Origin of the sequence: Stenotrophomonas sp. FR024 (genome assembly GCF_047500745.2) — a bacterium.
In the GTDB taxonomy this organism is placed as follows: Bacteria; Pseudomonadota; Gammaproteobacteria; order Xanthomonadales; family Xanthomonadaceae; genus Stenotrophomonas; species Stenotrophomonas maltophilia_A.
Map to the genome: position 1 here is coordinate 25,230 of NZ_JAXAXM020000008.1, position 15,761 is coordinate 40,990.

The 15,761-nt window shown below is 67.3% G+C and carries 12 protein-coding genes; 7 read left to right on the plus strand and 5 right to left on the minus strand.

Annotated elements, in window-relative coordinates; translation table 11 throughout:
• The first annotated feature begins 1 nt into the window (after window position 1).
• The 3 genes from ACMZ91_RS10725 (at window position 2) to ACMZ91_RS10735 (ending at window position 3,082) form a co-directional block, all read left to right on the plus strand.
• Window positions 2-1,117: a glycosyltransferase gene (locus tag ACMZ91_RS10725; protein ID WP_414577973.1), complete on the plus strand. Its 1,116-nt coding sequence runs from the start codon at window positions 2-4 to the stop codon at window positions 1,115-1,117.
• A complete protein-coding gene (locus ACMZ91_RS10730) occupies window positions 1,098-2,429 on the plus strand; it encodes an O-antigen ligase family protein (RefSeq protein WP_134951504.1) in 1,332 nt (443 codons plus the stop codon). Before ACMZ91_RS10725 ends, ACMZ91_RS10730 begins: the two co-directional genes overlap by 20 nt.
• A gap of 203 nt (window positions 2,430-2,632) precedes the next feature.
• Complete coding sequence (locus ACMZ91_RS10735) at window positions 2,633-3,082, plus strand: REP-associated tyrosine transposase (RefSeq protein WP_121504416.1); 450 nt, start codon at window positions 2,633-2,635, stop codon at window positions 3,080-3,082.
• Between the two features lie 146 nt (window positions 3,083-3,228).
• Here the strand turns inward: ACMZ91_RS10735 and ACMZ91_RS10740 are convergent, their stop codons facing one another.
• Window positions 3,229-4,146, minus strand: coding sequence for an LpxL/LpxP family Kdo(2)-lipid IV(A) lauroyl/palmitoleoyl acyltransferase (locus ACMZ91_RS10740; RefSeq protein WP_049398382.1), 918 nt, complete (start codon window positions 4,144-4,146; stop codon window positions 3,229-3,231).
• A 60-nt stretch (window positions 4,147-4,206) separates the two neighbouring features.
• Between ACMZ91_RS10740 and waaA the strand changes: the two genes are divergently transcribed.
• Entirely contained in the window at window positions 4,207-5,505 is a 1,299-nt protein-coding gene (gene waaA, locus ACMZ91_RS10745; protein WP_049398381.1) for a lipid IV(A) 3-deoxy-D-manno-octulosonic acid transferase, read from the plus strand.
• A gap of 229 nt (window positions 5,506-5,734) precedes the next feature.
• Window positions 5,735-6,952, plus strand: coding sequence for an APC family permease (locus ACMZ91_RS10750; protein WP_049460785.1), 1,218 nt, complete (start codon window positions 5,735-5,737; stop codon window positions 6,950-6,952).
• A 100-nt stretch (window positions 6,953-7,052) separates the two neighbouring features.
• Here ACMZ91_RS10750 and ACMZ91_RS10755 read toward each other — a convergent pair whose 3' ends face one another.
• From ACMZ91_RS10755 to ACMZ91_RS10765, 3 genes are all read right to left on the minus strand, one after another.
• Window positions 7,053-8,411, minus strand: a complete 1,359-nt coding sequence (locus tag ACMZ91_RS10755) for a TolC family outer membrane protein (protein ID WP_049460783.1) — start codon at window positions 8,409-8,411, stop codon at window positions 7,053-7,055.
• 16 nt (window positions 8,412-8,427) lie between these two features.
• Complete coding sequence (locus ACMZ91_RS10760) at window positions 8,428-9,075, minus strand: protein-L-isoaspartate O-methyltransferase family protein (RefSeq protein WP_049460781.1); 648 nt, start codon at window positions 9,073-9,075, stop codon at window positions 8,428-8,430.
• Window positions 9,076-9,211: 136 nt separating this feature from the next.
• On the minus strand, window positions 9,212-9,892 hold the full coding sequence (locus ACMZ91_RS10765) for a TetR/AcrR family transcriptional regulator (RefSeq protein WP_049398377.1): 681 nt from the start codon (window positions 9,890-9,892) through the stop codon (window positions 9,212-9,214).
• Between the two features lie 119 nt (window positions 9,893-10,011).
• Here ACMZ91_RS10765 and ACMZ91_RS10770 point away from each other — a divergent pair, with 119 nt between their 5' ends.
• Together ACMZ91_RS10770 and ACMZ91_RS10775 are read left to right on the plus strand one after the other, a co-directional pair.
• Window positions 10,012-11,142 carry an efflux RND transporter periplasmic adaptor subunit gene (locus ACMZ91_RS10770; RefSeq protein ID WP_032129094.1) on the plus strand — a complete coding sequence of 377 codons (1,131 nt, stop codon included), beginning with the start codon at window positions 10,012-10,014 and terminating at the stop codon, window positions 11,140-11,142.
• A gap of 4 nt (window positions 11,143-11,146) precedes the next feature.
• Entirely contained in the window at window positions 11,147-14,308 is a 3,162-nt protein-coding gene (locus ACMZ91_RS10775; RefSeq protein WP_100437662.1) for an efflux RND transporter permease subunit, read from the plus strand.
• A gap of 466 nt (window positions 14,309-14,774) precedes the next feature.
• Here the strand turns inward: ACMZ91_RS10775 and ACMZ91_RS10780 are convergent, their stop codons facing one another.
• Window positions 14,775-15,680, minus strand: a complete 906-nt coding sequence (locus ACMZ91_RS10780; protein ID WP_414578487.1) for a LysR family transcriptional regulator — start codon at window positions 15,678-15,680, stop codon at window positions 14,775-14,777.
• Between the last annotated feature and the right edge of the window lie 81 nt (window positions 15,681-15,761).

Genomic DNA, 15,761 nt, shown 5'->3' on the forward strand with positions numbered 1-15,761 from the left:
GATGCGCCGATTGACCGTGGTGCAGTTGCTGCCGGCGCTGCACTCCGGCGGTGTCGAGCGCTCGACCCTGGAAATTGCTGCGGCCCTGGTCGCTGCCGGCCATCGTGCGCTGGTGGTCTCCGCCGGTGGCCGCCTGGTGCAGCCGCTGCTCGATAGCGGTGCCGAGCACCTCACCCTTGATATCGGCCGCAAATCGCTGCTGACCCTGCGCCACCTGCCGACCCTGCGCCGCCTGTTCGCTGAAGTTGGCGCCGACATCGTGCATGCCCGTTCGCGGCTGCCGGCCTGGCTGGGCCTGTACGCGATCCGCGCGATGCCTGCCGCACAGCGCCCGCATTGGGTGACCACCGTGCACGGGTTGAACTCGCCCAGCCGCTACAGCGCGGTGATGACCAGCGGTGAACGCGTGATCTGCGTGTCCAATACCGTGCGCGACTATGTGCAGCGGCACTACCCGACGGTTCCCGAAGCGAGGCTGCAGGTGATTCCGCGCGGCGTCGATGTCGCACAGTTTCCCCGCGTGGCCCGCGCCGACCGTCGGCCACGACTGGCGCTGGTAGCCGATTACCCGTGGCTGGCGCAGGTTGAGGGCCCGCTGCTGCTGCTGCCGGGGCGTGGCACCCGGCTGAAGGGGCATGCTCATGCGCTGCAGTTGCTGGCGGATGTGCGCACGGCCGGTGTGCCGGCACAGCTGTGGATGCTGGGCACCGATGAACCCGGCCGTGAAGCCTACGTGGCCGACCTGCGCCGGCAGGCGGCTGCTTTGGGCGTGACCGACGCCGTGCAGATCAGCACGCCGACCGCGCGCATCGCCCAGGCCTATGCGGCCAGCGATCTGGTCCTGCAGCTGTCGGACAAGCCCGAAGCGTTCGGCCGCACCGTGGTCGAAGCGTTGTCGGTCGGTCGCCCGGTACTGGGCTGGGACCATGGCGGCGTCGGCGAACTGCTGCAGCAGCTGCAGCCGGCCGGCGCCGTGCCGCTGGGCGATGCACGGGCGCTGGGTGAACGTGCGCTGGCCCTGCTGGCGCAGCCGCCGTCCTTGCCGACCCGCATCCCGTTTACCCTGCAGGCCATGCAGCGCGACACCCTCCGCCTCTATGCCGACCTCGTCGGCTGACCCCGCAACCCTCGTGCGCGAGGACCGCGCCGGGCGCTGGGCGCCCTGGTGGGTGCTGGCGTACGTGGCGCTGTGGCCGTTGCCGGGCATCGCTGAAACCGTGCTGGGTCTTGGTGCGCTCTATGCCGCGGTGCGCATGATCATGCGCCGCCTGCAGCGCCGCCCGCACCTGCTGACACCCGCCGCGTGGGCGCTGACCTCGATCCTGTTCCTCGGTTACTGGCTGCCGCAGGCGTTCTCCGCCTTCGATGCGATCGATCCGGCGGCGTCGTGGACCAAGGCGGCCGCCGGCCTGCGCTACCTGCCCTTCATGTGGCTGGTGGCGATCGCGGTGGCCACGCCGCAGCGGCGCCACCTGATCTTCGGTGGCCTGGCGCTGATCACCGCGCTGTGGACGTTGGATGCGCTGGTGCAGTCGGTGGCGGGTACCAGCCCGTGGTTCTGGTCGCTGCAGCAGCTGAAGCTCGCCGTCAGCGGCCATGCGCTGTGCCCGGCCGAGGAAGCCGCGCTGGCCGACCGCCTCAGTGGCGCGCTCGGGCCGTGCAACCTGAAGTTCGGCCAGGTGCTGGCCAGCCTTTCACCGTTCCTGTTGCTGCCGCTGGCGCGCCGCTTCGGCAATCCAGGGTGGGTCCTGGCTGCGGCGGCGCTGGGCTGCGTGCTGCTGCTGGCCGGCTCGCGCGCGTCGTGGATCACCTTCGCGCTGGTGCTGGCCTACAGCGGCGTGCGCCAGTTCGGCTGGAAGCGGTTGGTGCTGCTGGCGCTGGTCGCTGTGCTCGGAGCGGGTGTGCTGACCGCCAGCGTGCCGCAGCTGCGTGAGCGCTTCGCACGTACGGCGATGGCCTGGGAGGGGAGCGAACGCGGTGTCGACGAGGCGTTGTCGGGGCGCGCGCGGATCTGGGACGCCGCGGCCTGCATGATTGAAGAGCACCCGATCAACGGGGTCGGCGCGCGCGGTTTCCGCGATGCCTATCCGGCCTGCGTGTCTGGCGACGAACCGGCGGTGTGGGGCGATGCCCCGGCGTTGCATGCCCATCAGATCGTGCTGGAGATCCTGGCGGAAACCGGTGTGCTCGGCCTTCTGCTGTGGTTGGCTGCGGTGGCCCAGGCCTGGCGGGCCTGGCGATATGCACCGGCCGCCGCCCGTGAGCGTGCGCGCCCGGCGATGCTGGCGCTGGCGGTCACCGTGTTCCCGCTTAACACGCACCTGGCGTTCTATTCCGCGTTCTGGGGGGGGCTGACGGTGATGCTGGCCGCGTTGTTCGCCGGCAGCCTGTTGGCCCGCGAAACGGATGACACGCCGACGGTGGTGTGATCGTCCATCCACGCATGGCGTGGCTCTACTCCACGTACTGAACAAACGTCCCCATGGTGGATCCACGCCATGGCGTGCATGGGGCGGTCACCGAACGAACGTCGCCGTAGTAGATCCACGCCATGCGTGGATGGGGCTTTACCGACGCAAACACGCGCCAACCTCCACTAGCCGTGCCTCCGTGTGTATCGCACGCTGAGGCCATGGCCAGCCCAAGACTCCGCTACGGTCGTTACTCCTGCACCGGTAACGTCTATTCATTGACTACGGTAACCCTCGATCGTGAACCCTTCTTTGCCGATGCTTCCAACGTAGCGATTCTGGTTGAGGCACTGCGCTTCGTAGAGCGCAAGGGGGTGAGCCACAGCTTCACCTGGGTGGTGATGCCCGACCATCTGCACTGGTTGATGGAATTGCGCGGGGGAACCCTGGCCGAGTGCATGGCCCTGCTCAAATCACGCAGCAGCCGGCTGCTGAATCGGCGATTGGAGCGGCGAGGGTCGCTGTGGCAGCACGGTTACCACGATCACGCCGTACGCAGCGATGAATCCCTTCACGAGAAGGCGATGTACATCCTGGCCAATCCGGTCCGTGCGGGCTTGGCGTGCGTGATGGGGGAGTACCCGTACGCCTGGTGCCGCTGGCCGTTGTGAATCCCGGCACGGAATCGAAGAGCATCCACGCATGGCGTGGATCTACTTCAGAATGCCCCACGTCATTGAATCCACGCCATACGCGGATGAAGCCGGACAAGGCAGTAGATCCACGCCATGCGTGGATGAAGCCATCCCTCCCACCGCTACTTGTAGAAATCGCTCCGGCCGCCGGGCTGGCGCTTGAACCGCCGATGGATCCACAGGTACTGGTCCGGGGCTTCGCGCACCATTTCTTCGATGGCCTGGTTGACCCGCGTGGTATCGGCTTCCACATCCTCGCTGGGGAAATTCTCCAGCGGCGCGCCGATCTTCAGGAAGTACTTCCCGCCCTCGCGGCGGTGGAAGTACGGAATCACCGCGCAGCCGGTCATCCGCGCCAGCTGGTGGGTGGCGGTAATGGTGGATGCGGTATGGCCGAAGAACGGCACGAACACGGTGTCCTTGCCACGCATGTCCTGATCCGGCGCATACCAGAGGAAGCCGCCCTTCTTCAGGTGGCGCACGGTCGCGCGGATGTCCTCGTTGGCGAACATCGCCTTGGCATAACGCAGGCGGCCAAACTTCACCGCCCATTCGTACACCGGGTTCTTGTGCTTGCGGTACATGCCAGACAGGTCAACGTAGTCGCACAGCAGGCGGCCGCACATCTCCAGGGTCATGAAGTGGCCGGAGACCAGCAGCACGCCGCGGCCTTCGGCCTGCATCTGCCGCAGATGCTCGAGGCCTTCGATCTTCACCTGCGGGCGGATGCGGTCGATGCTGCCCCACCAGGCGCGGATGCACTCGAGCACGCCCACGCCCAGCGCGTCGAAGCTGTCGCGCACCAGGCGCTGGCGCCAGGCTTCGTCCTTCTCCGGGAAGCACAGCTGCAGGTTGACCTCGGCGGCGCGACGGCGGCTGCCGAGCAGGCGCCAGCTGATCCAGCCGACGCCCCGGCCGAGCGCACGCTGCAGCATCCACGGCAGGCGGGCGATGGCGAAGGCGCCGAGCATGGCGGCGAACATCGGCCAGTTGCGGGGATCGCGCAGCGACGGGCGGACGGCGGTGGTGGCATCGGACATGGCGCCATTCTACCAACCCGGTTGCGTGTCTTTCCCGGGGGGCTCCCGTATCCTTGCCGCATGCGTAAAGACCCTGTCGAATGGATCCTGCGCGGCCTGTACTCGGCCGTGCTCTACATCCTGCTGCCGATCACCGTGTACCACCTGGTCTGGCGCGGTTTCCGGGTCCGTGAATACTTCCGGCGCTGGGACGAGCGTTATGCCTCGTATCCGCAGCCGACCGGCCAGCCGCGGGTCTGGCTGCACGCGGTCTCGGTGGGCGAGGTCAATGCCGCCGCGCCGCTGGTGAATGCCCTGCGCCAGCAGCGTCCGGACATCCGCTGGGTCATCACCACCATCACCCCGACCGGCTCGGAGCGCGTGCGCGCGCTGTGGGGAGACGCGCTGGATCACGTCTATCTGCCGTACGACGTACCGGGCAGTGTCAACCGCTTCCTCGGCCATTTCCAGCCCAGCCTGGCACTGATCCTGGAAACCGAGCTGTGGCCGAACATGCTGTTCGGCTGCCGCGACCGTCGCATCCCGGTCTACATCCTCAACGCCCGCCTGTCCGCGCGTTCGCTGCGCGGTTACCGGGTGCTGGCGGCGCTGATCCGCCGTGCGCTGCGCACGGTCACCTGCGTGGCCGCGCAGTCGCAGGACGACGCCGAGCGCTTCGTGCAGCTGGGTGCTGCGCGTGAACAGGTGCAGGCGCTGGGCAACCTCAAGTTCGATATCGCCACGCCGGATGTGCAGGGCTTCGTCGAGCAGTTCCACGCCTGCGTGCCCGCCGGGCGCCCGGTGTGGATCGCGGCCAGTACCCACGATGGTGAGGAGCAGGCGGTGATCGACCTGCATCGGCGCCTGCGCCAGCAGCACCCCGACCTGTTGTTGCTGTGGGCGCCGCGGCACCCCGAGCGCTTCCCGAAGGTGGAGGCGCTGGCGCGCGAGCAGGGCTGGAACGTGACGACCCGTCGCGCGAAGCAATGGCCGGAGGCCGGCACGGATGTATTCGTCATCGACACCCTGGGCGAGCTGATGCCGTTCTATGCCTGCGCGCAGGTCGCCTTCGTCGGCGGCAGCCTGCAGCCGATCGGTGGCCACAATCTGCTGGAACCGGCGGCGATGGGCACTGCCGCTGTGACCGGTCCGCACCTGCACAACTTCGCCGAGATCTCACGGCGCATGCGTGAGGCCGGTGCCTTGCTGATCGGCGAGGACGTGCAGGCGGTAGGTGACCTGCTGCAGCACCTGCTGGGCGACGCAGCGGCGCGCGAGGACATGGCCCGTGCTGGATGCACGCTGGTCAGCAATGGCCGCGGTGCCCTGCAGCGCACGTTGGCGCTGGTCGCGCCACATCTGCCGCCGCCGCGCAGCTGAGCCGGGCAGCAACACCGCCAGGGCGGACACTACGTGGACCGACTGACGTGATCGACTGCATCAATTCTGCTTAGCAACCGGATTCCTGTCGCAGCAGGACCGGATGCGTGGCTGCGAACGTGTTTGTGGTCACATCGCGATGCGCACGGTACGGATTCTGATACCGCCCTTTGGCGCAGGCTGCCAGCCTGCTGTCGACCGCGCATGGGCGGAATCAAGAGGGCTTGCGATGGACAGCGACAACCGCCGTGGCCGGCACGCGCTGCTGGGAATGGATCACTTCGCGTTGGTGGCGTTGACCCTGGTGCTGGGGGGCAGCGTGATCGCCCTGGTCGGCCAGTACACCGCCGCCCAGGCCGGCCCGGCCATCGTACTGAGTCTGCTGCTGGCCGCACTGGGCACAGCGCCGATGCTGTATTGCCTGCACGAGCTGAACCAGCAGCAGCCGGAAGCCGATGGCCTGTACGGCCCGCTGCGGGCCGCCTGGGGCACGGCAGTCGCGCGCCTGCTGGGTGCTGTGCTGCTGCTGGAGCTGGTGGTGACCAGCGCCGGCGTGGCGCAGTCCATGGCGGGCCACGCGCGTGCGGTGTTTGCCAGTCGCGGTATTGAAACCGGCAGCGCATTGCCGGATCCGGTGATGGCCGTCACCAGCCTGCTGGTGCTGGGTGCGTTCGTGTTGCTGCCTCCGCGTCGCATCGCGCTGATGGTCTGCGTGCTGTTGACGGCGAAGATCGGTGTAGGGCTGTTGCTGCTGGCGCTGGCGGTCCGCCACGTGCACTACGCGAACTGGATCCCGTGGCTGCCGGACGCCACCGCGCCCTATCGGTTTGGACCCGGCGGGGTGCTGGCGGCAAGCGTGCCCTTGCTGGCGGTGTTTGCCAGTGTGGGTCTGGCATTGGGGTTTCCTGGGCGTGGCCCGCAGGTGCGTGCGCGGTCACCAGGGCTGCTGGCGGCCGCGCTGCTGCTGGCAATGCTGCTGCTGATCGTGCTGGCGGCGTTGCAGGCCGGCCTGGTCGAGTTCCCGGCATTGGCCAGTACGCGGCCGTTGTCGGTGGCATTGCAGGGCCATCCGCAGTTGCAGTGGCTGCTGCCGTTGCTGCCGCTGGCGGGCATGGCCGGGTTGGCAGCACTGTTGCTGGTGCTGTTGTCGTTGGCCACACATCTGGCAGCGCAGCTCTGGCCTGTGGCCGCGGATGAAGCGCCCGGGTTCCGGACGCGGCTGATACCAGTCACCGTGGTGCTGGCGGCGCTGCTGGCGTTGGGAACACCCGTCGATGCATTGCCGGTGCTGCCGGGCCCGGCCACCCTGCTGGTGATGGCGGCTTTGTGCCTGGCAGCACTGCGTGTGCGCGCGCCTATGCCGGGGGCTGCGATGGTGCTTGCGCCCCTGGCCGCGGCGCTGTGCGTGCTGGCCGCAGTGGAGCGGGCAGGCGCGTGGCCGGGCTGACGGCCGGCGGATCTGCGCCATGCCTGGGTGGGGCCGTACGCGCTGCCCACAAAAAAGCCACCCTCGCGGGTGGCTTCTTCGTTGCCGGCAGGGCGACGACTCAGTGCGTGGTCGTCGACGGGTTGCCCGCGTCCTGGGTCAGCAGGCGGTTCACGTCCTGCAGCTCGGCCACGTCCAGCGCACCCAGCGACTGGCTCAGCAGCAAGCGGTTCTGCAGGAAGGTGTAGCGGGCCTGTGCATAATCCAGCTGCGCCGAGAACAGGATGCGCTGGTTCTGGATCACGTCCAGCACGGTACGGGTACCGACTTCCAGGCCGACCTGCGACGCGTCGTACGCGCTCTGCGCCGAGACCACCGCCAGGCGGCGGGCTTCCACTTCGCTGATGCCCTGTACCAGGGTCTGGTAGGCATTGCGGGTGTTGCGGTCCAGGGCACGCTTCTGCTGCTCGTAGCCATCCTGGGCGATGTCACGCTGGGCCAGTGCCTGGCGGACGCCGGACTGGGTGGCGCCACCGGCGAAGATCGGCACGCTCAGGGTCAGCCCGATGCTGTTGGTGCGTGCATCCGGCGACAACGAGCCGGCACCGGTGCTGTCACCCCAGGTTGCGCTCTTGCCCCAGCTTCCGCCCAGCGACAGGGTCGGGTAATGGCCGCCACGAGCGGCCTGCACGCCAGCCTCGGCGGCGCTGACCTTCAGTTCCTGGGCCTTCAGCGCCGGATTCTGGTTGGTGGCCTGGTGCACCAGCTCATCGATGTTGCCACGGTTGGCCGGCACTTCCGGGCGGAAGTCCGCCGGCAGGCCGCGCAGGTTGACCACCGGCTGGCCGGTCAGTTCGGTCAGGGCCTGGTAGTTATCGGCCAGGGTGTTCTGCGCAACGATGGTGTTGGCACGCGCCTGGTCGTACTGGGCGCGTGCTTCGTGCACGTCGGTGATCGGCGCCAGGCCCACTTCCAGGCGCTTGTCGGCGAAGTCGAACTGCTTCTTCGCGGCCGCTTCATTGGTCTGTGCGGCGTTCAGCGATTCGATCGCCACCAGCACGTTGAAGTAGGCCGCCGAGGTGCGCACGATCAGGCTGTCGTTGGCCGAATCGAGGGTGAAGTCCGCCGCCTTGCTCAGCTCGCGCTGCGAACGCAGGTTGTTGATCTGGGTCCAGTTGAACAGCGTCTGGCTCCCTTCGATCGTGTAGTTGCGGCGCTTGCTGGTCACGGTGCCGGAGTTGGCGTCATGGTCCGCCTCGCTGCGCGAGCGGTTCAGCGTGGCCTGGCCGTTGATCTGCGGCAGCAGGGCAGCGCGGGCCTGCACGGCGCCTTCCTTGTCGTACAGCCGGGTGGATTCGGCGGCGGACAGCTGCGGATCGCCATTGCGCGCCATTTCGTAGACCTGCAGCAGGTCGGCGGCATGGGCGGACAACGGCAGCAGGGCAGTGGCCAGCGCAACAGCGAGGGATCGGCGGATCATTGCGGCTTCCTTGGACTCAGAGGTGGAACTGGGGGGCCGGGGCGGCACCACGCAGGTAATCGATATCGGTCTCGAACAGGGACTCGGTGCTGCCGTCGGCCGTGACCAGCAGGGCCTCCATCGCCGGCGAACGGCCATGGATCACGAACAGGCGACCACCCGGACGCAGCCACGAGGCGAACTGTGACGGCACCACGTCGACCGCACCAGTGACACAGATCACGTCAAAGCGGCGTTCGGTCTGCCAGGACAGGGCGTCGGCCACTTCCACGCGGACGTTGGTGCCCAGGCCGGAAGCGTCCAGGCGGGCACGCGCGGCGGCGGCCAGTTCCGGGTCGATCTCCAGGCTCAGCACGTCGCGCGCCAGCGCGCCGATGCAGGCTGCCAGGAAGCCGCTGCCGGTGCCGATTTCCAGCACTTCGTCACCCGGCTGCAGATCCAGTGCCTGCAGGGTACGGCCCTCGATGACCGGCTTCATCATCTTCTGGCCATGGCCGATCGGGAGTTCAACATCGGCATAGGCCAGTGCCCGGTGTGCATCGGCGACAAAGGCCTCGCGCGGCAGGCGGGCCAGGACGTCGAGCACCTTGATGTCCAGCACGTCCCAGGGACGGATCTGCTGTTCCACCATCAGTTCGCGGGCGTGGGCGTAATCAATCGTCATGAGGTTCAAATCCAGCGCAGTGGGCCGGCCATTTTACCGGTGCCGGAGGCCGGCGGCGCGCCCAGAGCATCAGCTGCCGGGTGGCCGGGGTCGCAGTGCCGGAAGTCATCGCGACCTCCGGTTCGTTCAGTTTTGGTTATCCGGCCGTCCCGGCCCCTCGCGGCGCATAGGCGCGCAGGAAGAAGTCGATGCTGGCGGTCACATGGGCAAGAGGGTCGCACTCCACCGGTGACAGTGGCATGCCGCACATCATATGCATGTGCACTTCGCCCTTGACCAGGGTCAGGAACTGCTGGCCAGCCAGGTAATAGTCGGGGATGTCCAGTTCGCCGCGTTCGCCGCGCGCGCGCAGGAAATCGGCCAGGGCCTCGCAGGTACGTTCCGGGCCGGCCTGCCAGAACAGCTCGCGCAGGCGTTCGTCGGTCTCCGGCGCCATCATCATGCGCTGGATCGAGATCGCTGCGTCGGAGGTGATCAGCTCGAAGAAGGCCAGGCCGATGCCGATCAGCTGGTCGCGCAGGGGGCCGTCCGCGTCGGCCACGAACAGCGCGTCAGGCAGCATTTCAATGCATTTTGACTGCACGGCCTCGGAGAACAGGGTTTCCTTGTCGCCGAAGTGGCTGTACACAGTCAGCTTCGAGACGCCGGCCTGAGCGGCGATGGTGTCCATGCTCACGCCGGTATAGCCCTGTTCGATGAACAGTGCCTTGGCTGCTTCAAGGATCGCCGCGCGCTTGCCGAGGTCCTTGGGACGCCCGGGTCCGGCGGCCTTGGCAGCGGGCTTGGCCGACGGCTTGCGGGAAGTGGGAGAACTCATCGCGACAATACTAGACCAAGCGGTTCGATATTTATACTATACCGGCCGGTTTATTAAATTGGGCCGGCAGTCGCGGCTCCCCCCTTAGTTGCAACCCTGCGTTTTCAGGACGTTGACCGATGAAGATCGTGCGCTGGATGGGCGGTATGGTGTGGGTGGCTGCGCTGGCAGCCTGTTCGGGACAGGAACAGGCGCCACAGGCGGCCGTACCGGTGCTGGTGGTTCACCCCGGCGAACAGGCCGGGCAGGCCCCGGCGGCGTTCCCGGGCACGGTGCGTGCCCGGCAGGAAAGCCCGCTGTCGTTCCGCGTCGGTGGCAACCTGGTCAAGCGCCATGTCGATGCCGGGCAGCGGGTCAAGAAGGGCGATGTGCTGGCCGAGCTGGACGTGGCCGACTTCGCGCTGCAGGCCCGCGCCTCGCAGGCGCAGCTGGCTGCGGCCGAAGCCGATCTGGTACGTGCCCGCGATGACCTCAAGCGCTACCAGGTGCTGGCCGACCAGCAACTGGTCAGCCGCTCGCAGCTGGACCAGCAGTCCGCCGCCTTCAAGGCCGCGCAGGGCCAGGCCAACGCCGCCCGCGCCAACCTCGATGTGCTGCGCAACCAGGCCGATTACGCCCAGCTGCGCGCACCGGCCGACGGCGTGATCGCCAGCCGCGAGGCCGAGGCCGGGCAGGTGGTGTCGGCCGGCCAGACCATCTTCAACCTGGCCGCCGATGGCGGGCGCGAAGTGCTGATCGACCTGCCCGAGGCCACCATCCGCGACTATGCGGTGGGCCAGCCGGTCGAGGTGGAGCTGTGGAACCGTCCTGGCCAGCGCCTGCCGGGCACGATCCGCGAGATCGCCGCCGCCGCCGATCCGCAGGCACGTACCTACGCGACCCGGGTCAGCCTGGCCGCCGATGCGCTGGCCGATGTCGAACTGGGCCAGAGCGCACGCGTCTACAGCAGCGCCGGCCGCCACGGCACCCTGCAGCTGCCGCTGGGCGCGCTGCAGCGCGGTGCCAACGGTACCGCCAGCGTGTGGCTGGTCGACCCGGCCAACAGCACGCTGAAGGCTGCAGCGGTCACCACCGGTGCGTTTGGCAGTGAGACCGTGCCGGTGCTGTCCGGCGTGAGCGCAGGTGACTGGGTGGTTGCTGCTGGTGGCCATCTGCTGCGTGCCGGTCAGCCGGTGATCGCCGTGGACCGGCAGAACCGTCCGGTGCTGAAGCCGGCCGCGCCGGCCGCAGCCGCCAAGGCCAAGGAGTAAGCCGGTGCGCCGCTTCAATCTCTCCGAGTGGGCGCTGGCCAACCGACCCCTGGTGCTGTTCGCGATGCTGGCGTTCGCGCTGATCGGCGCGTGGTCGTACAAGCATCTGGGCCAGTCCGAGGATCCGCCGTTCACCTTCAAGGCGATGGTGGTGCGCACGCTGTGGCCGGGCGCTACCGCCGAACAGGTCTCGCGGCAGGTGACCGAGCCGCTCGAGAAGGCGCTGATGAATACCGGCGAGTACGAGTTCATCCGCTCGTATTCTCGGCCGGGCGAGTCGCAGATCATCTTCATGGCGCGCGACAGCCTGCGGTCCAAGCAGATCCCCGACCTCTGGTACCAGGTGCGCAAGCGTGTGGGGGACATCCGCCCGACACTGCCGCGTGAAATCGTCGGTCCGTTCTTCAATGATGAGTTCGGTGATACCTACGGCAACATCTATGCGTTGACCGGCAAGGGCTTCGACTACGCGGTGATGCGTGATTACGCCGACCGTATCCAGCTGGAGCTGCAGCGCGTGCCCGACGTCGGCAAGATCGACCTGGTCGGCCTGCAGGACGAGAAGGTGTGGATCGAGCTGTCCAACACCCGCCTGGCCACGCTGGGTGTGTCGATGCAGCAGGTGCAGCAGGCACTGGCCGACCAGAACGCGGTCACCGGCACCAGCTTCTTCGAGACCGCCACCGACCGCGTGCAGCTGCGCGTGACCGGCCAGTTCAACGACATCGACGCCATCCGCCAGTTCCCGATCCGCGCTGGCGACCGCACCGTGCACCTGGGCGACATCGCCGAGGTCAAGCGCGGCTTCGCCGACCCGGCGTCGCCGAAGATGCGCTTCATGGGCGAGGAGGCGATCGGCCTGGCCGTGGCAATGAAGGACGGCGGTGACATTCTCAAGCTTGGCGCCAACCTTGATGCCGAGTTCGAACGCCTGCAGAAGACCCTGCCGGCCGGCATGCAGCTGCGCAAGGTGTCCGACCAGCCGCAATCGGTGGAGGAGTCGGTCGGCGAGTTCGTGCAGGTGCTGACCGAAGCGGTGGTGATCGTGCTGCTGGTCAGCTTCTTCTCGCTGGGCCTGCGCACCGGCCTGGTGGTGGGCGTGACCATTCCGCTGGTGCTGGCGATGACCTTCTTCGTCATGCACTACTTCGACATCGGCCTGCACAAGATCTCGCTGGGCGCGCTGGTGCTGGCGCTGGGCCTGCTGGTGGACGATGCGATCATCGCGGTGGAGATGATGGCCACCAAGATGGAGCAGGGCTACGACCGCCTGCGTGCGGCCAGTTTCGCCTGGGAGTCGACCGCGTTCCCGATGCTGACCGGTACGCTGATCACGGCGGCCGGCTTCCTGCCGATCGCCACGGCGGCATCGAGCACGGGTGAGTACACCCGCTCGCTGTTCCAGGTGGTGACTATCGCACTGGTGGTGTCGTGGATTGCCGCGGTGCTGTTCATCCCGTACCTGGGCGACAAGATGCTGCCGGACCTGTTCAATCCGCAGCCGCCGAAGCCGGGCAGCCTGTCCGCGCGCTGGCTGGCCAAGCGCCAGCAGTGGGCCGACCGCTATCCGGCGCTGGCCAACCTGATCGCGCCGCCGCAGCACGGGCACGACCATGATCCGTACCAGCGCCCGTTCTATCGCAGCTTCCGTCGCTTCCTCGATGGCTGCCTGCGCCACCGCTGGTGGGTGATCGCCGCGACCATCGCCCTGTTCGTGTTCTCGCTGATGATGTTCCGCTTCGTGCCGCAGCAGTTCTTCCCGGATTCGACCCGGCCGGAACTGATGGTGGACATCGAGCTGGCCGAGGGTGCGTCGTTGCGCTCGACCCAGGCCCAGGCCGAGAAGCTGGAGAAGCTGCTGTCCAACCGCGATGGCATCGCCAACTACGTGTCCTACGTGGGCACCGGTTCGCCGCGCTTCTACCTGCCGCTGGACCAGCAGCTGCCGGCCACCAACTTCGCCCAGTTCGTGGTGCTGGCCAAGGACATCAAGTCGCGCGAAAGCACCCGTGACTGGCTGCTGCATGAGGTGATCCCGAAGTTCCCGGACGTGCAGATGCGCGTGACCCGCCTGGAGAACGGCCCACCAGTCGGCTATCCGGTGCAGATGCGTATTTCCGGCGAGCACATCGAGAAGGTGCAGGCGATCGCACGACAGGTCGAGGCCAAGGTGCGTGAGAACCCGCACGTGATGAACGTCAACCTGGACTGGAGCGAGCCGAGCAAGGTGGTGCGGTTGGTGATCGACCAGGAGCGTGCGCGCGCGCTGGGTGTGAGCAGTGCCCAGGTCAGCCAGTTCCTGTCCAGCTCGCTGGCCGGGCAGTCGGTGAGCGTGTATCGCGAAGGCAACCGCCAGATCGAGATGCTGCTGCGCGGGCCGGCCGATGAACGCAACCAGCTGGAGCTGCTGTCGAGCCTGTCGATGCCGACCGCCAACGGCGGCAGCATCACGCTGTCGCAGGTGGCGACGATGGAGTACGGCTTCGAGGATGGCATCATCTGGCACCGTAACCGTCTGCCGACGGTGACCGTGCGCGCCGACATCAGTGATGGCATGCAGCCACTGGACGTGGTGCATCAGATCCTGCCGACGCTGGATGGCATCCGTGCCGAGCTGCCGAATGGCTACCTGCTGGAAACCGGCGGTACCGTGGAGGATTCGGCACGTGGCCAGAACTCGATCAAGGCCGGCATGCCGCTGTTCCTGGTGGTGGTGGCCACGCTGCTGATGCTGCAGCTGCGCAGCTTCTCGCGTGCGGCGATGGTGCTGGTGACCGCGCCGCTGGGCATCATCGGTGCGACCCTGTTCCTGCTGCTGTTCCGCGCCCCGTTCGGCTTCGTGGCGCTGCTGGGCACGATTGCACTGGCCGGCATGATCATGCGCAACTCGGTGATCCTGATCGACCAGATCCAGCAGGACATCGATGCCGGGCATGACCGCTGGCATTCGATCATCGATGCCACGGTGCGCCGCTTCCGCCCGATCGTGCTGACCGCGCTGGCGGCTGTGCTGGCGATGATTCCGCTCTCGCGCAGTGCGTTCTATGGCTCGATGGCGATTTCGATCATGGGTGGCCTGATCGTGGGCACGGTGCTGACCCTGGTGTTCCTGCCGGCGCTGTACGCCGCGTGGTTCCGGGTCAAGCCGGACGAATCCGGGGCGTAACGCCCCGGGTTCGGCGGCCACTGCCCTGGTAGGTGCCAACCTTGGTTGGCACTGATGCACGCATCCACGCATGGCGTGGATTTACCGCAGCGGGTCTTGGCCCTGGTAGGTGCCAACCTTGGTTGGCACTGTTGCACGCATCTACGCATGGCGCGGATTTACCGCAGCGGGTCTTCACCCTGGTAGGTGCCAACCTTGGTTGGCACTGTTGCACGCATCCACGCATGGCGTGGATTTACCGCAGCGGGTCTTGGCCCTGGTAGGTGCCAACCTTGGTTGGCACTGATGCGTGCATCCACGCATGGCGTGGATCTACCGCAGCGGGTCTTGGCCCTGGTAGGTGCCAACCTTGGTTGGCACTGATGCACGCATCCAAGCATTGCGTGGATTAACCGCAGCGGGTCTTGGCCCTGGTAGGTGCCAACCTTGGTTGGCACTGTTGCACGCATCCACGCATGGCGTGGATTTACTGCAGCTGCAGGCCGCTCCGCAGCACCGGCAGCAGCCATTCGATGAACACCTGCACGCGTTGCGCGCGGTGCTGCCGATGCGGTTGCAACAGGGTCACCGGCAGCGGTTGCGCCACGTGCTGTGGCATCACTTCCACCAGCGCACCGGATTGCAGTTCGACCTGCACGTCGTAGCGCGGAATCTGCAGCAGGCCGAGCCCCGCCACGCAGCACGCGATCGAGGCCTCGGCGCTGTTTACCCGTACCCAGCCAGGCATTGGCAGCGTGCGCAGCTGGCCACCGTCCTGCCATTCCCACGGTTCCACCCGCGCCGTGGTCGGCGATGCGTAGTTCACCGCGCGGTGCTGCTGCAGGTCGGCAGGATGCTGCGGTACGCCGTGTTCGCGCAGGTAGGCCGGCGCGGCGACGTTGACGAAGTCGAGCTGTCCCAGCATGCGGGCCACCAGGCTGGAGTCACCCAGCTGGCCGACCCGCAGCACCGCATCACAGCCGTCTTCGATCAGGTTCACCGCGCGGTCGGTCATGCCCAGGTCCACTTCCACCTGTGGATGGCGCGCGAAGAAGTCGGGCAGGGCCGGGGCGAGGATGCGGCGGCCGATCCGGCTGGGCACATCGATCTTCAGCAGGCCCACCGGCTGCGCATCGTCTTGCCGGAACAGCGATTCGGCGTCTTCAACCTCGGCGATCAGGCGCAGGCAGCGGGCATGGAACACGTCCCCATCATGGGTGGTGGACACCCGACGGGTCGATCGCTGCAGCAGGCGGGTGCCGAGCCGCTGCTCCAGTTCGGCGATGGCCGCCGATACCGTGGAGCGGGGCAGGCCGAGCTGGTCGGCGGCGCGGGTGAAGCTGGCGCACTCCACCACCCGGGTGAAGATGCGGAAGCGATCGATCCGGTCCATTGTTCGCTGGCTCTGGAAGGTTAAGTCAATGCGGCGGGCTTTATCCGCATTTTCTGCACGATATCGTCGTCAGGGCAGGGT